11 protein-coding genes and 1 tRNA gene are annotated in these 16,391 nt (G+C 68.8%); 6 read left to right on the top strand and 6 right to left on the bottom strand.

The window, feature by feature from the left end; translation table 11 throughout:
• Window positions 1-98 precede the first annotated feature (98 nt).
• The gene (locus AB1634_08380) at window positions 99-605 is read left to right on the top strand and encodes a PA14 domain-containing protein (protein ID MEW6219538.1); all 507 of its coding nucleotides are present in this window, start codon (window positions 99-101) and stop codon (window positions 603-605) included.
• Between the two features lie 320 nt (window positions 606-925).
• Window positions 926-4,426 carry a TonB-dependent receptor gene (locus AB1634_08385; GenBank protein ID MEW6219539.1) on the top strand — a complete coding sequence of 1,167 codons (3,501 nt, stop codon included), beginning with the start codon at window positions 926-928 and terminating at the stop codon, window positions 4,424-4,426.
• Window positions 4,427-4,469: 43 nt separating this feature from the next.
• Here the strand turns inward: AB1634_08385 and AB1634_08390 are convergent, their stop codons facing one another.
• Window positions 4,470-5,150, bottom strand: coding sequence for an immunoglobulin domain-containing protein (locus tag AB1634_08390; protein MEW6219540.1), 681 nt, complete (start codon window positions 5,148-5,150; stop codon window positions 4,470-4,472).
• A gap of 193 nt (window positions 5,151-5,343) precedes the next feature.
• Between AB1634_08390 and AB1634_08395 the strand changes: the two genes are divergently transcribed.
• Window positions 5,344-7,335 (top strand): adenylate/guanylate cyclase domain-containing protein, encoded by a 1,992-nt coding sequence (locus tag AB1634_08395; GenBank protein MEW6219541.1) that lies wholly within the window; start codon window positions 5,344-5,346, stop codon window positions 7,333-7,335.
• Window positions 7,336-7,793: 458 nt separating this feature from the next.
• Here AB1634_08395 and AB1634_08400 read toward each other — a convergent pair whose 3' ends face one another.
• Together AB1634_08400 and AB1634_08405 are read right to left on the bottom strand one after the other, a co-directional pair.
• Window positions 7,794-8,357, bottom strand: a complete 564-nt coding sequence (locus tag AB1634_08400; protein MEW6219542.1) for a Uma2 family endonuclease — start codon at window positions 8,355-8,357, stop codon at window positions 7,794-7,796.
• An 894-nt stretch (window positions 8,358-9,251) separates the two neighbouring features.
• Entirely contained in the window at window positions 9,252-10,448 is a 1,197-nt protein-coding gene (locus tag AB1634_08405; GenBank protein MEW6219543.1) for a putative sulfate/molybdate transporter, read from the bottom strand.
• Window positions 10,449-10,542: 94 nt separating this feature from the next.
• Between AB1634_08405 and AB1634_08410 the strand changes: the two genes are divergently transcribed.
• A complete protein-coding gene (locus tag AB1634_08410; protein ID MEW6219544.1) occupies window positions 10,543-11,658 on the top strand; it encodes a TOBE domain-containing protein in 1,116 nt (371 codons plus the stop codon).
• A gap of 23 nt (window positions 11,659-11,681) precedes the next feature.
• Window positions 11,682-13,220 (top strand): hypothetical protein, encoded by a 1,539-nt coding sequence (locus AB1634_08415; protein ID MEW6219545.1) that lies wholly within the window; start codon window positions 11,682-11,684, stop codon window positions 13,218-13,220.
• A gap of 133 nt (window positions 13,221-13,353) precedes the next feature.
• Here the strand turns inward: AB1634_08415 and AB1634_08420 are convergent, their stop codons facing one another.
• Both AB1634_08420 and AB1634_08425 read right to left on the bottom strand, forming a co-directional pair.
• Complete coding sequence (locus AB1634_08420) at window positions 13,354-13,761, bottom strand: nucleotidyltransferase domain-containing protein (GenBank protein MEW6219546.1); 408 nt, start codon at window positions 13,759-13,761, stop codon at window positions 13,354-13,356.
• Window positions 13,762-14,018: 257 nt separating this feature from the next.
• A tRNA-Val gene (locus tag AB1634_08425) sits at window positions 14,019-14,094 on the bottom strand.
• Window positions 14,095-14,159: 65 nt separating this feature from the next.
• Here AB1634_08425 and sfsA point away from each other — a divergent pair.
• Complete coding sequence (gene sfsA, locus AB1634_08430; GenBank protein MEW6219547.1) at window positions 14,160-14,858, top strand: DNA/RNA nuclease SfsA; 699 nt, start codon at window positions 14,160-14,162, stop codon at window positions 14,856-14,858.
• A gap of 15 nt (window positions 14,859-14,873) precedes the next feature.
• On the opposite strand, the gene AB1634_08435 is transcribed toward sfsA, so the two are convergent.
• On the bottom strand, window positions 14,874-16,220 hold the full coding sequence (locus AB1634_08435; GenBank protein ID MEW6219548.1) for a nucleotide pyrophosphatase/phosphodiesterase family protein: 1,347 nt from the start codon (window positions 16,218-16,220) through the stop codon (window positions 14,874-14,876).
• Window positions 16,221-16,391: the final 171 nt, after the last annotated feature.

Raw genomic sequence — 16,391 nt, forward strand, 5'->3', positions numbered from 1 at the left:
ACACGCTCGCCGGGCTTGGCCTTATACTGGTGCTGGTGCTGGGGTGCGGAGCCTGTTCCGGCCTGGCTGGACAGGCCTCCGGGGCGGCCGCCCCTCCTGTGCTGGAAGGCCTGTCGCCGGCGCCGGTGGTCACGGGCGAGGTGCGGCCCGGGCTGGCAGTGCTGTACTTCTACCAGCTGTACCGGCATATCAAGGAGATGCCCGTCGGCGAGGAGGCCATCGCCAAAGGGGTGCCGGGACCGGCCATCCCGTATCTTGATCACCGGTTCGGCGTCGGGCGGGTGTTCGACAGCGGTGAGGTCCAGGGCGTCGGCATGCAGCTGTCCGGGCTCATCCATTTTGCAGCACCCGGCACCTACCAGCTGCTGTCCCGGTCCAACGACGGCTTCCGGCTCTTCCTGGACGGCCGGCTGGCCCTGGACGATCCCCATGTGCACCAGGATCACACCAGCGATCCGGTCTCGGTCCGCATTCAGGAACCGGGCTGGTATCCCGTGCTCATCCAGTACTTCCAGCGCAAGGGCAGCGCCACCCTGGAGCTGCACTGGCAGCCGCCAGGCAGCGCTGCCCCGGTGCCGATTCCGGCCGCGGCCTACGGGCATTGATGGCCACCCCCCGGCGGTGCGCTGCCCGGGGAGGGCTCTGGCCGGGGAACAGCCGGAGGGTGCAGATTCCTCTTGCCTGCCGGACCTGGACTGCGTTAGACAAAACGTGGCTTTGACGGGAGCCGGCGGGATCCCGCACCCTTCGGGTGGCGGGCCATGCCCGGCAATGGCCGCCGCCTGATCCAGAGGTTCGGTCTCGCCACACCGCCGAAACACGCACGTCCCTTTCCCCCAGTGTTCCGGGCATGACCGCGATCGTCACCAGCCTCTTATGCCGCACTTGGCGGACCAGCCCCGTCCGATCGACGGGTGCATGGGCTGTGAAGGCCGCCTGGTGCCTGCTGCTTCTCCTTTGCCTCCTGGCCACCACCACCGCCGTCCGGGCGGAGACTCCCTCTGCCAGCCAGGAGTCGTCCTTGCAGATCCTCAGTGTCGAAGGGGAGGTGGAGTGGGCACCTGCCGGTACCGAGGACTGGCAGCCGGCCGCCGCCGGCCAGCTGCTGCGGCCGGGGGACCAGCTGCGCACCGGGGCGCGGGCCCGGGCCATGCTGCGCTGCTCCCAGCAGGGGATGCTGCGGGTGCGGGGCAACAGCCGGCTCCGGATCGCCCCGCCGGCCCCGGACAGCGGCCGCCCGGTCCTCGATCTTCTCAAGGGGATGTTCCACTTCTTCAACCGCGGCCGGATGATCGAGCTGGACCTCCGGCATCGTCTGGCCTCCGCAGCCACCCGCGGCACCGAATTCGTGGTCCGGGTGGAGAGCGAGCGGGTGGAGATTGCCGTGATCGACGGCCAGGTGAGCCTGCACAATGCCCTGGGCGAGGTGACCCTGGGAAGCGGCGAGCTGGGGGCCGCGGTCGCCGGCCAGCTGCCCTGGCGCGCGGCAACGGCCATCGAGACCCGGGGGTTGGTGCAGTGGTGTCTGTACTACCCGGCGGTGCTGGCGGTGGACGATCTCTGGCCGCCTGGCAGCGAGCCGGCGGCGCTGGCGGCGTCCCTGGCCGCCTTCCGCCGCGGCGACTTCCTGGCCGCGTTGCGGCTGGTCCCGCCCCCCGGCCGGGAGACCACCAGGAGCGAGCGCCTCTATCGGGCTGGCCTCTGGCTGGTGGTGGGTGAGGTGGATGCCGCGGCGGCGCTGCTGGAGACGGTGCCGGCGGACGATGCCCTGGGTCGGGCGCTCGCGCTGCTCATCGCCAGCATCCAGGGCGAGGAGCAGGAGCTGCTGCCCGCGCCGAGCTGGGCCAGCGAGTGGCTGGCCCAGTCCTACGCCCACCAGGCGCGGGCCGAGCTCGACCAGGCCCTGGCCGCGGCCCGGGCCGCGGTGGCCTTGGCGCCCGCCAGCGGGCTGGCCTGGACCCGCCTGGCTGAGCTCTTCTTCTCCTTCGGCCAGATCGCCGAGGCCAAGGACGCCCTGACCCGGGCCGTGCATCTGGCCCCCCAGCATCCGGAGGCCATGACGATGGAAGGCTTCCTGCACAGCGCCGACAACGAGATCGACCTGGCCATCGCCGCCTTCGAGCGGGCGATCGCCGCCGACGGCGGCCTGGGGCGGGCGTGGCTGGGCCGCGGCCTGTGTCGGATCCGGCAGGGAGAAGCCGCGGCCGGCCGGGAGGACCTGCTGGTGGCCGCGGCCCTGGAGCCGCACCGGGCCCTTTTCCGCAGCTACCTGGGCAAGGCGCTCAGCGACGACCACCAGTTCGCCCAGGCCCAGCAGGAGCTGGACCTGGCCCGCCGCCTCGATCCGGAGGACCCGACCCCCTGGCTGTACTCGGCCCTCAACCGGCATCAGGCCAATGAGGTGAACGAGGCCATCGCTGACCTCGAGCGCTCCAAGGCCCTGAACCGCAACCGCGCCCTCTACCGCTCCCGCCTGCTCCTGGATCAGGATCGGGCGGTGCGCGGCGCCAATCTGGCCCGGATCTACCAGGATGCCGGCCTGCCGGAGGTGGCCTTCCGCGCCGCCGTGGCCGCGGTGGCCGACGACTACGCCAACTTCTCCTCCCACCTCTTCCTGGCCAACAGCTACGAGCAGCTGCGGGATCCGCGCCTGGTCAATCTCCGCTACGAGACCGCGGCCCACAGCGAGTATCTCCTCGCCAATCTGCTTGCCCCGGTGGGCGCGGGCACCCTGGCTCGGAGCGTCTCCCAGGAGGAGTACTCGCCACTCTTCGAGCAGGACCGCCCCACCCTGGCCTTAAGCACCCTGGCCAGCGACCACGGCAGCCGGCAGTGGACCGCCGCCATCGCCGGCACCTCCCGGAGCACCGGCTATGCCGTCGAGCACCTGGCTGTCGCCGAGAACGGCTTCCGGCCCAACAACGATCTGACCGAGCGGCGGCTCCGCCTGACGCTCAAAGAGCAGCTGCGCCCTGCCGACACCATGCTGCTCCTGGCCGAACTGGCGGCCGTGGAGGGGGGCGACCTGCGCCAGCTTGCCGACCCGAGCCAGGGGGTTGCGACCTTTCGCTTTCGGGAGCAGGAGGAGCCCTTTCTTGCCGCCGGCTACCGCCACGATGGCGGACCAGAACGGCAGGACCTGGTCCTGGTCAGCCTGCTCCGCCATCGGCTCCGTTTCGGCACCGCCGACCCGTCGAGCCCCGGCTTCTATGTGCTGCGGGACGTCTCCCCCCCCTTTGTCGACGCCAACCTGTGGCTGAGTCAGGCCTCGGAGGTGGACCTGGAGGTCATCTCCGGGGAGTGGCAGCACATCGCCACCCCTGGCCATGGCCGTCAGGCCCTCATCCTGGGGCTCCGGGGCCAGGGGCTGGAGATGGCCTGTGCAGCCCGCCAGGAGAGTCCGACCAGTTACGTGCCCTGGCTGCCGTCGCCGGTCCTCGACCAGCAGGGGGATGCCCGGGGCGAGTGGCTGAGCCTGTACGGCTACCACCACTGGCGGCTGGCCAGCCCGGTGACCCTCCAGCTCGGGCTTGCTTACGAGCACCTCCGCTCGCCTCTCAACTATCTCAACCCGCCTCTGACCCTGGACGGCGACCGCCAGGAGATGCTGGCCCCCAAGCTCGGCCTCATCTGGTCGCCCGGCGCCGCCACCACCCTGCGGGCCGGCTACGCCCGCGCCCTGACCGGCGCCAGCCTGGAGCAGAGCCTTCGCCTGGAGCCGGTCCAGGTGGCCGGCTTCACCCAGGCCTTCCGGAGCCTGCTCCCGGAAGCCCTTTACGGCTCCATCCCCGGCACCCGGTACAGCGTGACCGGGGGCGCCGTCGAGCACCAGCTGCCGACCAGAACCTATCTGGGCCTCCACGCCGAGCTGTTGGCGGCCGAGGCCTCCCAGACCCTGGGCGCCTATGACGAGGTGAGCTTCGGCCTGCCGGCCGTGCCGTCCCGGCTGACCGCTGATCTGGATTACCGGGAACGGACGGTGGCCGCCACCGTCCACCAGCTGCTGGGCGACGCCTGGGCGTTGGGGGTCGCTTACCGGCTCAGCCGCTCCCAGGTGACCCAGCAGTTCCTGGGCGGCCTGGCAGAAGATCCGGCCCTGAACGCCGCCGCGGGCTTCTACCCGCGGCAAGCCCGGCGCGGCGAGCTGCAGCAGCTCGGCCTGCGGGCGAGCTTCAACCATGCCAGCGGCTGGTACGCCGCGGCCGAGGCCCAATGGACCAGCCAGACCAGCGGCAGCTCCCCGGCCGACCAGGGCTTCTGGCAGGCCCATGCCTGGCTGGGCTACCGCCTGGCCGGCCGCAACCTGGATGCCAGCCTGGGCCTGTGGAACCTGACCGATCAGGACTACCGGCTGAGCCCCCTGACCCCGTATTCCGAGCTGCCCCACGAGCGGACCTGGCTCGGCCGCCTGAGCGTTCGGTTCTGAAGGCCCCACGGCCCGGCCACAAGGGCACCCGGGCCGGAGGAGGTCAAGGGCGCCGGAAGCCCACCAGACGGAGGCTGTAAGCGGCCGGCATGGGCGCCGGCAGCCAGGCCACGAAGATGTACACCTTGCTCCGGTCCCTGATGAACAGCACCTTTTCCTTACAGTCGATTTGGCGAGGCACGCCGTTGTCGTAGGACTGGATCCAGACCAGGCCGCCCGAGCCGGACACCTCAGGGCGCCAGTCCGGATCAGCGGCCAGCACCCGCTCGCTCGCCGGGTTCGGCCGCCAGCCCTGGCGGTTGGGCCCCCAGAACACGACATAGCCGGCCGCCGGCCCCGGACAGCCGCCGGCGGCAGCACGCGCTCCGCCACCGCCCAGGTACGGCACGCCGGTGACCAGGATGGAGCCCTCGCCATAGACCGACACCGCGGCCATGCTGCTGGCCTCCATCACTGGACCGCCACGGCTGGCCTTCCCGCCAGGGCTGGGATGCCAGACGACGAGACACCAGTACAGCCCCACGTGCTCCTCGGTGACCCCGTCGATGGTCAGCGTCGGGCCTTCATGATCCGGAATGGGCCGGCCGTTGGCGAACCAGGTGTAGGACAAGCGACTTTCCCGCAGCCGGGCTTGGACCTCGACGCTCAAGGTCAGGGTGCTGCCCGTCGGTACGTATTGATCCTGGGGATGACGACGAATGACCGACCTCGTTTCTTCCAGCATGATCTCCTCCTGGCTCCTTTTTGATTCACGGCCCCGGACCGGCCGCTGGCGGCTGCCCGCCGGGCAGGCGCGCCGCCGGGGTCCGGGTTGGCAGGCCTGCCGTGTCTGCATGGTTGGCCATGGTCGTGGCCAACGGTCAATCCCAAGCCTGCGGCCGGGCTCCCGGGCCGCCGGCCGTCCCCGGTGATCGGCCATGGCCCTCGGCCGCTGGGATCGATCGCCCCGCACCGCCTGGCTGGGCAGCCTCCTGACCGCGGTGGCCGGCGGGCTCTGTCTGCTGATCTTCCCGGGCCTCACCCGGCTCAGCTACGATCTCCCCTTCTCCTTCCAGCCCATCGACCGGCCGGACGAGGTCGCCATCGTCAGCATGGATGAGGACTCTGGCGAGGAGCTGGGACAGGCCGCGGTCTGTGAATGGGATCGGCGCTGGCACGCCCAGCTGGTCGAAAAGCTCAAAGCCGCCGGGGCCCGTCTCGTGGTCTTCGACCTGGTGATGAGCGTGCCCCAGGAGGCGGATGCCGTGCTGGCCGCGGCCCTGGCCACCCACGGCGCCGTGATCCTGGGGAGCCATCTCCAGGAGGTGGGCGACCAGGCCATCGCCACCGGGCTGGCGGTCCGTCCCCCCGCCGACCAGCTGCAGGCGGCCGCCGCCGGTAGCGGCGTGGTGGAGGTGGCGCAGGACAGCGACACCGTGGTCCGCCGGCTGCTGCCGCTCCTGACGGTGGGCGGCCACCAGGTGCCGACCCTGGCCTGGGCCGCGGCCCAAGAGGCCGGCGGGCCGGCGACGGCCGAGCCAGTCCAGCCCTGGGCCGACTGGTGGCTCAACTACTACGGCCCGCCGCAGACCATCGCCACCATCCCCTATGTGGCCGCCCTCGACCCGGATGCGGCCGCGCGGCTGCGCAGCAAGATCGTCCTGGTCGGTGCTCCCCACGCCCTGGCCGTGCCCGCCGGTCGCGCCGACACCTTCCTCAGTCCTTTCTTCGGCGGCCGCCCCCGGTTCGATGGCGTGGAGATCCATGCCACGGCGCTCTGCAACCTGATCCGTGGCGAGTGGCTCCGCCGGCTGCCGCCGCTGGCGGAGTGGCTGATCTGTCTCGTCCTGGGTGCGGCCCTGGGCGGGGCCCTCTGCCGGACCACGCCGCTGGCGGCCTCCGGAATGGCGGCGGGGGTGATGGTCGCAGGATCCGGGGTCGGGCTGCTCCTGCCCGGCTATCTTCACCTCTGGTACCCGTGGCTGGTGGTCACCGGCATCCAGGCTCCGGTGGCGCTGGCCTGGGCGATCCTGGCGCACGCGGTCCGCAGCCACGTGGACAGCCAGCTCCTGGCCCGCTCCCTGTCGCTCTATCTGTCCCCCCGCCAGGTGGCCGCCATCCGGCAGCATCCGGAGATGCTGCAGCCGGGCGGCATCCGCCAACAGATCAGCATCCTCGCCTCAGACATCACCAACTTCTCCGGCATCGCCGAGCACATGGATGCCCAGCACCTCATCCGGCACCTCAACGCCTATTACGAGGCAGCCATCGCCAGCATCCATGAGACCGACGGCACCGTCATCGCCCTGGCCGGGGACGCCATCTTCGCCATCTGGAATGCCCCGCAGCCCCAGACCGACCACCAGCAGAGGGCGCTGGCCGCGGCGCTGCTGCTGCGGCAACGGGTCGCCCAGTTCAATGCCCAGGCCGCCGGCCCGCGGCTGCACACCAGGGTGGCCCTGCACCAGGGAGAGGCCTGCGTGGGCAATCTCGGCAGCTCCACCCATTTCAACTACACAGCGATCGGGGAGTCCGTCAATCTCGCCTTCCGCCTGGAGGGCCTGAACAAGTACCTGGGCACCTCCCTCCTGGCCACCTGGGAATTCCTGGCACCGCTAACGGACCTCGTGGCCAGCCGGGGGGTCGGCCGGTTCCGCCTCAAGGGGTTGCAGGATTGGGCGGACGTGCACGAGATCATCGGCCCGCCGTCCGAACGTGAGCCGTGCCAACCATGGTGCCAATCCTTCGGCGCCGGCCTGCGCCTCTTCCAGGAGCGCGCCTTCGCTCCTGCCGAGCAGGCCTTCCGCCAGACCCTGGCCCTCCGGCCAGACGACGGGCCGTCTCTGTTCTATCTTGCCGAGATCGAGAAGCTGCACGGCCGGAACCTGTCGCCCGACTGGGACAGCGTCATCGAGCTGCGGGAGAAGTGACGGCGAGCACGACGGGCAGCGCCGGCCTGGTCGGGTGCGGCGCCTGGCGCGGGAGGGGACGCCATGAGCCTTGCTCTCCCTGCGCCGGTCCCGAAGGATAAGCTGTCCATGTCCCGCAACAGGGTACGCGAGATTGCAGACCAATGGGTCGACGCCGTGGCGCCCGAGCTGCTCGGCGACAAGGCGCTGACCATGGAGGAGATCTCGGCGCTGTTCGAGGCGAAGAAGCTCGAGCTGATGGGCGCACTGGTCAAGGACTGCGCGCACCTGCCAACCTGCTGGCCTTGCGCTGCGCCATCGTCAACGGCACCCTGGATGACGCCTTCAAACGCTACGTTGGCAGGTGCCAACAAGAGCTGTTCTCATCGGGGACAAACGTGTAATGCACCCTTCTATATCTGCTTGATCCTGGTGCACTCAAGACTCAAGAAATCTGCCCGGGCTCAATACAGTTGGCTCTACTCAATCCAAAGGTTCTCAAGGTCTATTTCAATATCGACAAAGGGCTCCACCCGCACCTTATCACTTTCACCGAAGACGGATCGCAAGAGCCAGCCACCAGCTTCAAGTCTGAAGACTTCAAGCGTCTTGGCCACAGGATCGATGAGCCACAGGTAAGAAACTCCATGTTCGGCGTAGATGGCCATTTTTTTCATTCTATCCACCCGAACAGTGCTGGGAGAGAGAATCTCAGTAACCCAATCAGGAGAGACAGAAATCCAATTTGTTTCTTCCGACTGGGGAAATCTTTCTCTTCTCCAGCCCGCTATGTCCGGTACCAGGAAATTTTCTCCGAACCTTATTTCCGGCTCTCCGATGATGACCCACCCACCAGGCCCTCCTCCGCGACCAAACTGGTAATGAGGCAGCAGTTCTCCCCCAAGAGCATAGGCCGAAAAGCCATGCATCCTTGATGGTCGGGGAGTGACAATCAGTTCACCGTTGATGATTTCCCCCACGACGCCTTCAGGGATACCATAAAGGTCTTCATAAGTAGCCTCTCTCCTTGCTGCCTCAACCATGCACAGATCTCCTTCCGATCGCTTCGCGGGCAACGGCCAGTTTGAATTCAACGATTGGGTGTCCAGGGAAGATAGCGAAGCAGCCAGCCATTCTGACATACAAAGAGAACAGCAAACATCTGTCTTCTGTCAGCTCCTCCCACGGGCGACTGGCTTCGTGCAAAAGGGGCATGGCTCGCAACAAGGCACTGGATGGACCACTCCGGCGCCGGTGTGGCAGGGGCAGCAGCAGCCACCTGGACGAATCGACTCCCCTGCTCCGCTCTTCACAGCCGGTCTCGACATCTGCCGTGCCTTTTTCCCTTGCCCACGCTGCTCTTCCACAGGCGCCGCCTCTTGCGCGGCCGCTCGGGCATTCGGCGCCGCCGACGGAGCAGGAGGACGCGCAACGTACGTCACAGAGGACTTGCCTCACCGCCCTTTAACGGCCACCAAAGCGGGCTTCCGGCGGTCATGCCATTCAATCGGCAGCTCAAGAGGCGTAGATGGGTGGAGGCGACAGCCGCGACCCATCAGTCGGCCGGGGCGAGATGGGTTGTGCTGCGCTCCACCCATCCACACCTGCGCGGCCGGAACCTGCCGCCCGATTGGGACGGCGTCATCGAGCTGCGGAAGAAGTGACGGCGAGCACGACGGACAGCGCCGGCCTGGTCCCGGCCGGAAGTCCTTTCGACTTCCCTGTGAAGGCAGGAGCTGGTCATAGGGACACAGATAGTCTTCCTGGGAGAACCCTGTCAACGACAATCTGGCCCCAGTTCTGGGGCAGCGCCGCCCGGACCCGCGCAGATCGACTACAAGGGCGAGATCGCCGCTATCCGCCCAGGGATACAGTTGGTGCCGTGGGTGGCCTGGTCGCCGCCGGCCCTCCCGGGCGGCCCCACTTGCCCTTCGGTCTCAGATCCTGATCTTGAACCGGCGGAGAAACATGTCCACGAGGATGCCGGTCCCGAAGGCCCAGGCCATGTTGGGCACCGCCATGGCGATGCCGGAGATGAGCAGGGCCACAAAATACTCTTCGTTGGTCTTGAGACTCCGCACCAGGGGGCAAAGCTCGAGCCCGGCAAAGATGAGCAGTACCCCCAGGACCGCGTTCGGGATCATCGCCAGGAGGGTGAACCAGAGCTCCCCGAAGGCCATCGCCATCACCACGAACAGCGCCCCGATCATGATCGGCGCCCCGCCGGTCCTTGCTCCGAACCGGTAGTGGGCGGCGAGCCCGCCGGTGCCGTGGCACATGGGAATCGCGCCAAGGAGCCCCGCCGGAAGATTGGCGAGTCCCATGGTGAAGGCAAAGCTGCTTGCACCGGATCTCTCTTGCCGCGGATTCTCCGGAAAGAGGGTGCGGCACATGTCGGCCGTGCCCACGCAGGCGTTGCCCATGGTGAGCGGGATCTGGGGCAGGATGAGCAGGGTGAGGGCCGTCCAGAAATCGCCGGCCGCGGGCAGATGGAGGCGGATGGGAGTAGCGCCGAAGGACGGCTGCAGGTGCCCGTACCCGCCAAGGCTTATCCCGGCGAGGATGCCCGCGGCGAGCGCCGCCAGGCCGGCGGGCGCCTTCTTGTTGTCCAGGAGGGCCAAGACCAGGAGAAAGACCACCACCCCCAGCATGAGGTTGCCGTGATACTCGGCAAGGACGCCGGCTTCCCCGGACAGGAAGAGATTCTTCCGGACGATCAGCTCCACTCCCTTTCGCAGAAAGACCAGGCCAAGGGCGAGCTGGATGCCCCGGATGACCGGCGGGGTGAACAGCCTGGCAAGCCTGTCCACGGTGCCCGTGCAGGTGAGGAAAAGCAGAATGGCGCCGAAGATGATGCCTGCGGCGCCGATCACGGATTCGGTGACCTGCGCCGGATAAGCGATGGCAAGCGCCCCTACCGCTTTGAGTGGCTGCACCGGCACGGGCAGGCGATAATACCAGCCGGAAAGGAGATAGAACAGCCCGAAGGAGAGAAACACCGCGGACGGGCTCAGTCCGTTGATGAGAATCATCGCAACCACGATGGGCAACAGGGTCCCGAGGTCGCCGAACGCGCCAGCAAGCTCCACCCGGTCGAAACGAAAGGCGCCGCCAGCGCCGTGGCTCTCTTCCATAGGCTGCCTCCTTCACCAGCGCTGTTTGACAGAGAAGACACGAATGAGATATTTTTCGTGTCCACACTAGCAAGGCAACCAGGAGGCTGTCAAGATGGCTCTTTTGAAGGAGGGGCGAACGCTGCCGCGACGACCGGAAGAGCTGCTCAGAGGTCTGGAGATGGAGGACGATGGTCATCGGGCGGAGCCGCCGAACGACAGTCCCTGCCTCGATGCCCATCAGCTCGCCCGGCTGGAGCAGTCGTTCCGCGCCTGGGCGGGAGAGCCCCGCCGGCCGGCGGCACGAGCCTCCCGGCAGCGGCTGCTGCTCATCTTTCTCCTCATCCGGTATGCCGGTGCCAAGCTCAGTGAGGCGCTCGCCTTTGCGCCCTCGCAGGACCTGGACTTGGCGGAGCAGGTGGTGCGGCTTGGCCGGGCCGGGGCCGGCCCCCGTGGCCCCAGGGAGGTTCCGGTTCCTGCGCCCCTGGCCCGGGAGCTCCAGGAGATGCTGGCCCGGCCGCCGATGCCGGAAGCCGCCCCCCGGCGGCTGGCCGTGGACCCCGGCTTTGTTCGCCGCAAATTCTACGAGCGTGCAGAGGCATGCGGATTTCCCAAGCGGCTGGGGGCGCCGGAGCTGATCCGTAAGGCGCGGGCCGTGGAGCTTATCCAGAACAACCTGCCACTCCCAGCCGTGCAAACCCTCATGGGGCACTCGACCCCGAGCCTGACCGCGGCCGGCGTCTCCTTTTCGGCGGCGGAGATCCGGCAGGTGACCAGGCACTACCTGGATCGGGAGGCGACGCGGAAGACCAGCGCCCGCAACACCTTCATCGGCAAGGTCGAGGCGATCGAGCGGGGTGACATCCAAAGCCGGGTGACCCTCGTCACCATGGGCAGCTCCCGGGTGGCCGCGGTGATCACCAACGACAGCCTGGTGCGGCTCGGCCTGCGCCCCGGCCGACTCATCACCGCCGAGGTCAAAGCCCCCTGGCTACTCCTCCAGCAAGGTGGGGAGGAGCCCCGGAGCACGGCGGACAACCGGTTCTCTGGCACGGTCGTCCGGATCCTGTCCGGGCAGGCGACCACCGAGGTTGTGGTCCGTACCGATGAGGGAACAGAGCTCTGTGCCGTGGTGACCAGCGAAAGCGCCCGCCAGCTCGGCCTGCAGGAGCAGGACCCGGCGTGGGTCCTCTTCAACGGCTATTCCGTGGTGCTGCACGAGGGAGGATGATGCGGCTGGGGTGCCAACCTGTCATGACCATGGAACCCTTATCCCCTCCCCCAGCCGCCCACCGCCGCCCCTGCCGCTGGCTCTTCCTGCTGGCAGCGCTTGCCCTCCTGAACCTGGTGCCCGTCTGGTCGGTGCCCTTCGTGCCCACCGCGGACGGCATGAGCCACATCGCCAACACCTTCATCCTCCGGCATCTGGACGAGCCGGGGTATGCCGTCTTCCGGGCCCATTACGAGACCCACCTCCTGCCCCTGCCCAACTGGCTCTACCAGGCCTTTGTCCTCGGCCTGCCCGCCGGGCTTGACCCGCTCATCGCCGATGGGCTGTTCCAGAGCCTCTATGTCCTCCTCTTTGTGGCCGCGGTGGGCCTCTTCGTGGCCGCGACCAATCCCGGTGCCATGCCCATGGCCCTGGCCGGCTCGCTTCTGGTCTGGAATTTCCCCTACCTGGAAGGCTTCACCAACTTCGCCATCGGCATGCCCCTCTTTCTCCTGGCCTTGACCTGGTGGTGGCGCCGGCGGGACGCCTGGGGAGCCAGAGAGACCGTGGTCCTGGCCGGCCTCCTGGTGGCCATCTACTTCTGCCACCTGATCCCGGCAGCCGCGGCCCTGGCAGCCCTCCCGTTTCTCGCCATCGGCCACCGCCCGAGCCGCCGGCCCGGGCAGGCCCTCCTCTTGGCCGCGGCCCTGGCGCCCGCCGGCGGTCTCTGCCTGTGGTATTTCCTGGCGGCCGAAAAGCTGCCCGGCGTCAAGACGGTCTGGACCCTGGGCCGTACCCTCGGAAACCTCGTCTTCATGCAGACGGTGGTAGCCCACCATGACCGGGAGTACCTGGTGGCCGCCGGCCTCTTGCTCGTCTACGGGCTTGGCGGCGGGCACTTCCTGCGGGGCTTGCGGACCAGCTGGCGCCCGGGGCTCGGGCAGCCGTTTCTGCTCCTCACCGTGGGCTCGCTTCTGGTGTACCTCCTGGCCCCGGACCGGATGGGCGGCGGCTTTGTCATCAAGGTGCGGCTGCTGCTCTTTCCCCTGCTCCTGGCCCTGGGCTTTCTCCCCTGGCCGTGGACCGGCAGGGCAAGCCGGCTGGCGATAGGGCTCCTGGTGGCGCTCCATCTGGCCAACGTCAGCTTCCGCTGCACAGCCTTCCGGACCCTGCACCAGGAGCTGGCCAGCTGCCTGGCCGCCACCAGCCTGGTGCAGCCGGACCGCACCTTCCTGCCCCTGGTCTTCGACACCCAGGGACCGTCGAAGCGGGCCCACGTCCTGCTCCAGGGCTTTGCTCTCTATGCCGCCCAGCCACGGCTGGTCAACCTGGCCAACTTCGAGGCGGCCAGCGTTGTCTTTCCTTTGCGCTACCGGCCCGGCATGGGCTACGAGGCCCGGGCCATCGACGCCTTGATGGCGCGGCCCGAGGAGGTCCGGATCGACACGCTGGAGCCCCGGCCGGACGCCATCTTCACCTACGCCATGCCGGAGGACAGCCCGGTGGCCGGCCGCATCCGGGCGGGCTACGATCTGGTCTACGGGGAGGGCCGGGTGCGGATCTTCAGCCGGCGGCGGGAATGACCTGGGCTCGGATACCCGGCGGCAGCCAAATGGGCGGCAGGCCCGGGTGCACCCGTCGACGCGGCCCCTGGTGGGGCGTTGGATCTGGAGGGGGGGATGAACGGGGCGACCGGCATGGCCTGCCGGGGCCTGTTCACGATGCAGGGCTGCGGTGGAGGATGCGTCTCAGCCTGAGACCGTGTTCGAGAAAGGCCATCTCGTCCTCCCAGGACCGAGCGGTCAACGAGGCGAAGTCGGCCACCACGTCCTGGTCCCGGCAGAGGACCAGAACGCCTCGCAGGGCCTCAAAGGCCAGGACCGGTCCAGCCTGGTTGAGAACCGCCAGATCGATCTCCTCGATGGCCAGCCCTTGCTGCAGGGCTGTACGCAGGTCAGCCAACAGGGGGAGGTCAGGGACGGACGCGAACAGGAGCGCGATGTCCAGGTCCGAGCCCGGACGGACAACACCGTCCTGGGCCGAGCCGAACAGCCAGGCGGCGACAACCTGGGGAAAGGGCGCGAGACACCGGGCGATGGCCCGAGGCTCAATCCGGCTGGACATGGGCCAGGATCTCATCCAGGGACTGCAGCTTGGCGAGGATAACGCCGTTCTTCACCGGGGATCACCGAGACGAGGTGCGGGCGCCGCCGGCCACGGATCTGGCGGCGGGCGTCACGCCAGGGGCCTTGTGCCTACCGTAGCCCAACCGGCTCCTGCTGTCAAAAGGCCGGGGCAGCGGCAGGGGGCCGCGGCCGCGGGATGCCCCCAAACGAAGCGACCCGCCGTCCCTGGGCCGGGAGGCGGGTCGCGTTGTGGGCTGGTGGGCGATACTGGATTTGAACCAGTGACTTCCACCGTGTGAAGATGGCACTCTAACCACTGAGTTAATCGCCCGAACGGGCTTTATCTACCCCATCCAGACCCAAAGTTCAACTGCAAAAGCAGCTGCCAAGAAGACCATGCGCTTTCCTGAGCCCCTCCTGCCCGGCCGTCTGGTCCGGCGCTTCCAGCGCTTTCTCGCCGAGGTGGATCTGGCCGGCGACCGCCGCATCCTGGCCCATTGTCCCAACTCCGGCAGCATGCTGGGCCTCGCTGTCCCGGGCAGCCCGGTCCTGGTGTCGCCAGCCCCGCTGCGACGGGGCCGCAAGCTGGCCTACACCCTGGAGATGGTGGCGGTCGAAGGCTTCTGGGTGGGGGTCCACACCGGCCGCACCAATGCCCTGGCCCAGGAGGCCCTGGAAGCCGGGGTGATCCGGGAGCTGGGCCGGCCGCTGGCCATCCGGCCCGAGGTACGGCTGGGCCCGGACTGCCGGCTGGACTTCCTCCTCACCCTCCCCAGCGGTCCCCTCTTTCTGGAGGTCAAGAACTGCACCCTTGTCCGGAACGGCATCGCCCGCTTTCCGGACGCGGTGACCGTCCGGGGCACCAAGCACCTGCGGCACCTGACCGCCCTGGCAGCCGCCGGCCAGGGCGCCGCGGTGCTCTTCGTCGTGCAGCGTGGTGACGCCCTCTTGTTCCAGGCCGAGGCCGGAATCGACCCGGTGTACGCCGCGGCCCTCGACCAGGCCGCTGCCGCCGGCGTCCAGGTCCTCGCCTACCGGGCGACCCTGGCGCCAGGTGCCATCACCGTCGACACCCCCCTGCCCTGGCGGCCCTGAGGCGATCCGGGAGCATCAGGGCCGACCGGTGAGGAGCAGCCGCTCCAGAACGCCGGCCACCGCCACCAGAGGCAGGCGCTCCGGCAGCTGGGCCCCGTCCTCCAGGGCGCCGGCCACCAGGAAGGGCAGCTGATCCCGCTCGCTGAGCGGCGGGTAGCCGTGGGAGCCGCGGACCAGGCCGGTGTCCTGGCTGACCGCCCGGGTCTCGGGATCGAAGAACAGCTCGCAGGGGTCATAGCCGGGCTTCCGGTGGATGTCCACCCGGCCGGCGAAGTCCGGGGCCCGGGCCGGGTCCTCCCACCAGGGATAGGCCAGCCAGCGGTCCCGGTTGGCCACCGCCACCAACTCGCCGGCCCGGGGATGGTCCAGGTGCCAGGCCTGCTTGCCGATGCGGTCCAGGACGAGATCAATGCCCGGCGTCCGCTCCAGGGCCGCCCGGGCCTGGCCTTCCGCCCCCCGCTGGACAAAAAGATGCGCCACCTGGTGGTCCACCATGGCCCAGGCCCGGCTGTTCTCCAGATCCAGGTACTCCCGGCCGGCGATGGTGCGCACGGCCAGGAGCCCATGCTCCCGGAGGATCCGGTTGGGAAAGACCGCGCCCGCCACCTCGGAGAAGGCGTACTCGGCCAGCACGACAAAGACCGTCTCCCCGGCCAGCCCCGCCTCCTGGACTGCGGCGACGATTCCCCCCACCGCGGCGTCCACCTGGGCCAGCTCCTCCCGGATGGCCGGATGCCCCGGCCCCAGCCGCTGGCAGGCATAGTCGAGATGGGGCAGGTAGACCATGGTCAGATCCGGCTGGAAGCGGTGGATGGTGGCCGCGGCGGCCCGGCTGATCCACTGGCTGCTGGCGATGCCCGCCAGGGGGCCCCAGTAGTGCTGCAAAGGAAACGGCCCCAGGTCGGCGGCCAGCTGGTCGTAAAGCCCCACGGGCATGGAATGGCACCAGGGGATGAGGCCATCATCCGTGTGCAGGGGCCGGGGGGTGAGAATCACCTCGGTGCCGGAAAAGAGGCTGTTCTGCATGAAGAGGAGGGCCGTCTTCAGATCCGGCAGGGGATGACGAAGCCGCTGCCAGAGGCGATCGCCCGCCACCAGGCTCGCCGCCTGCTCCCAGAAGGCGACCCGGAAGTCGGACCGGAAGAAGAAGCCGTTGGCCACCACCCCGTGCTGCCCGGGATAAAGGCCGGTGGTCAGCGTCGCCTGCACCGGCAGGGTGACGGCCGGAAAGCACGGGGCCATGGCAGCCAGGAGGCCCTGTTCCCGCAGCCGGGCCAGGTTGGGGCAGAAGGCCGGCTCGTCGAAGTGGTGCCGGGTCAGCCCGACCACATCCAGGACCACCACCCGTCGTCTTCTGTTCATGGCATGCCTCCCAGGGGTGCAGGTGGATCCGTTCCGCTCCCGGCGCGGCCCGCGCACCGTCAGGTCACAGCCAGGCGGCGGGCCGCCAGGGTGGCCGGCAGCCACAGGGCGGCCACCAGCAGGCCGGCCAGCCAGCCGCGGCTGCCGGCGGCAAAGACCGCGTCCAGCAAA

It is taken from the genome of Thermodesulfobacteriota bacterium, from assembly GCA_040755095.1.
In the GTDB taxonomy this organism is placed as follows: domain Bacteria; phylum Desulfobacterota; class Desulfobulbia; order Desulfobulbales; family JBFMBH01; genus JBFMBH01.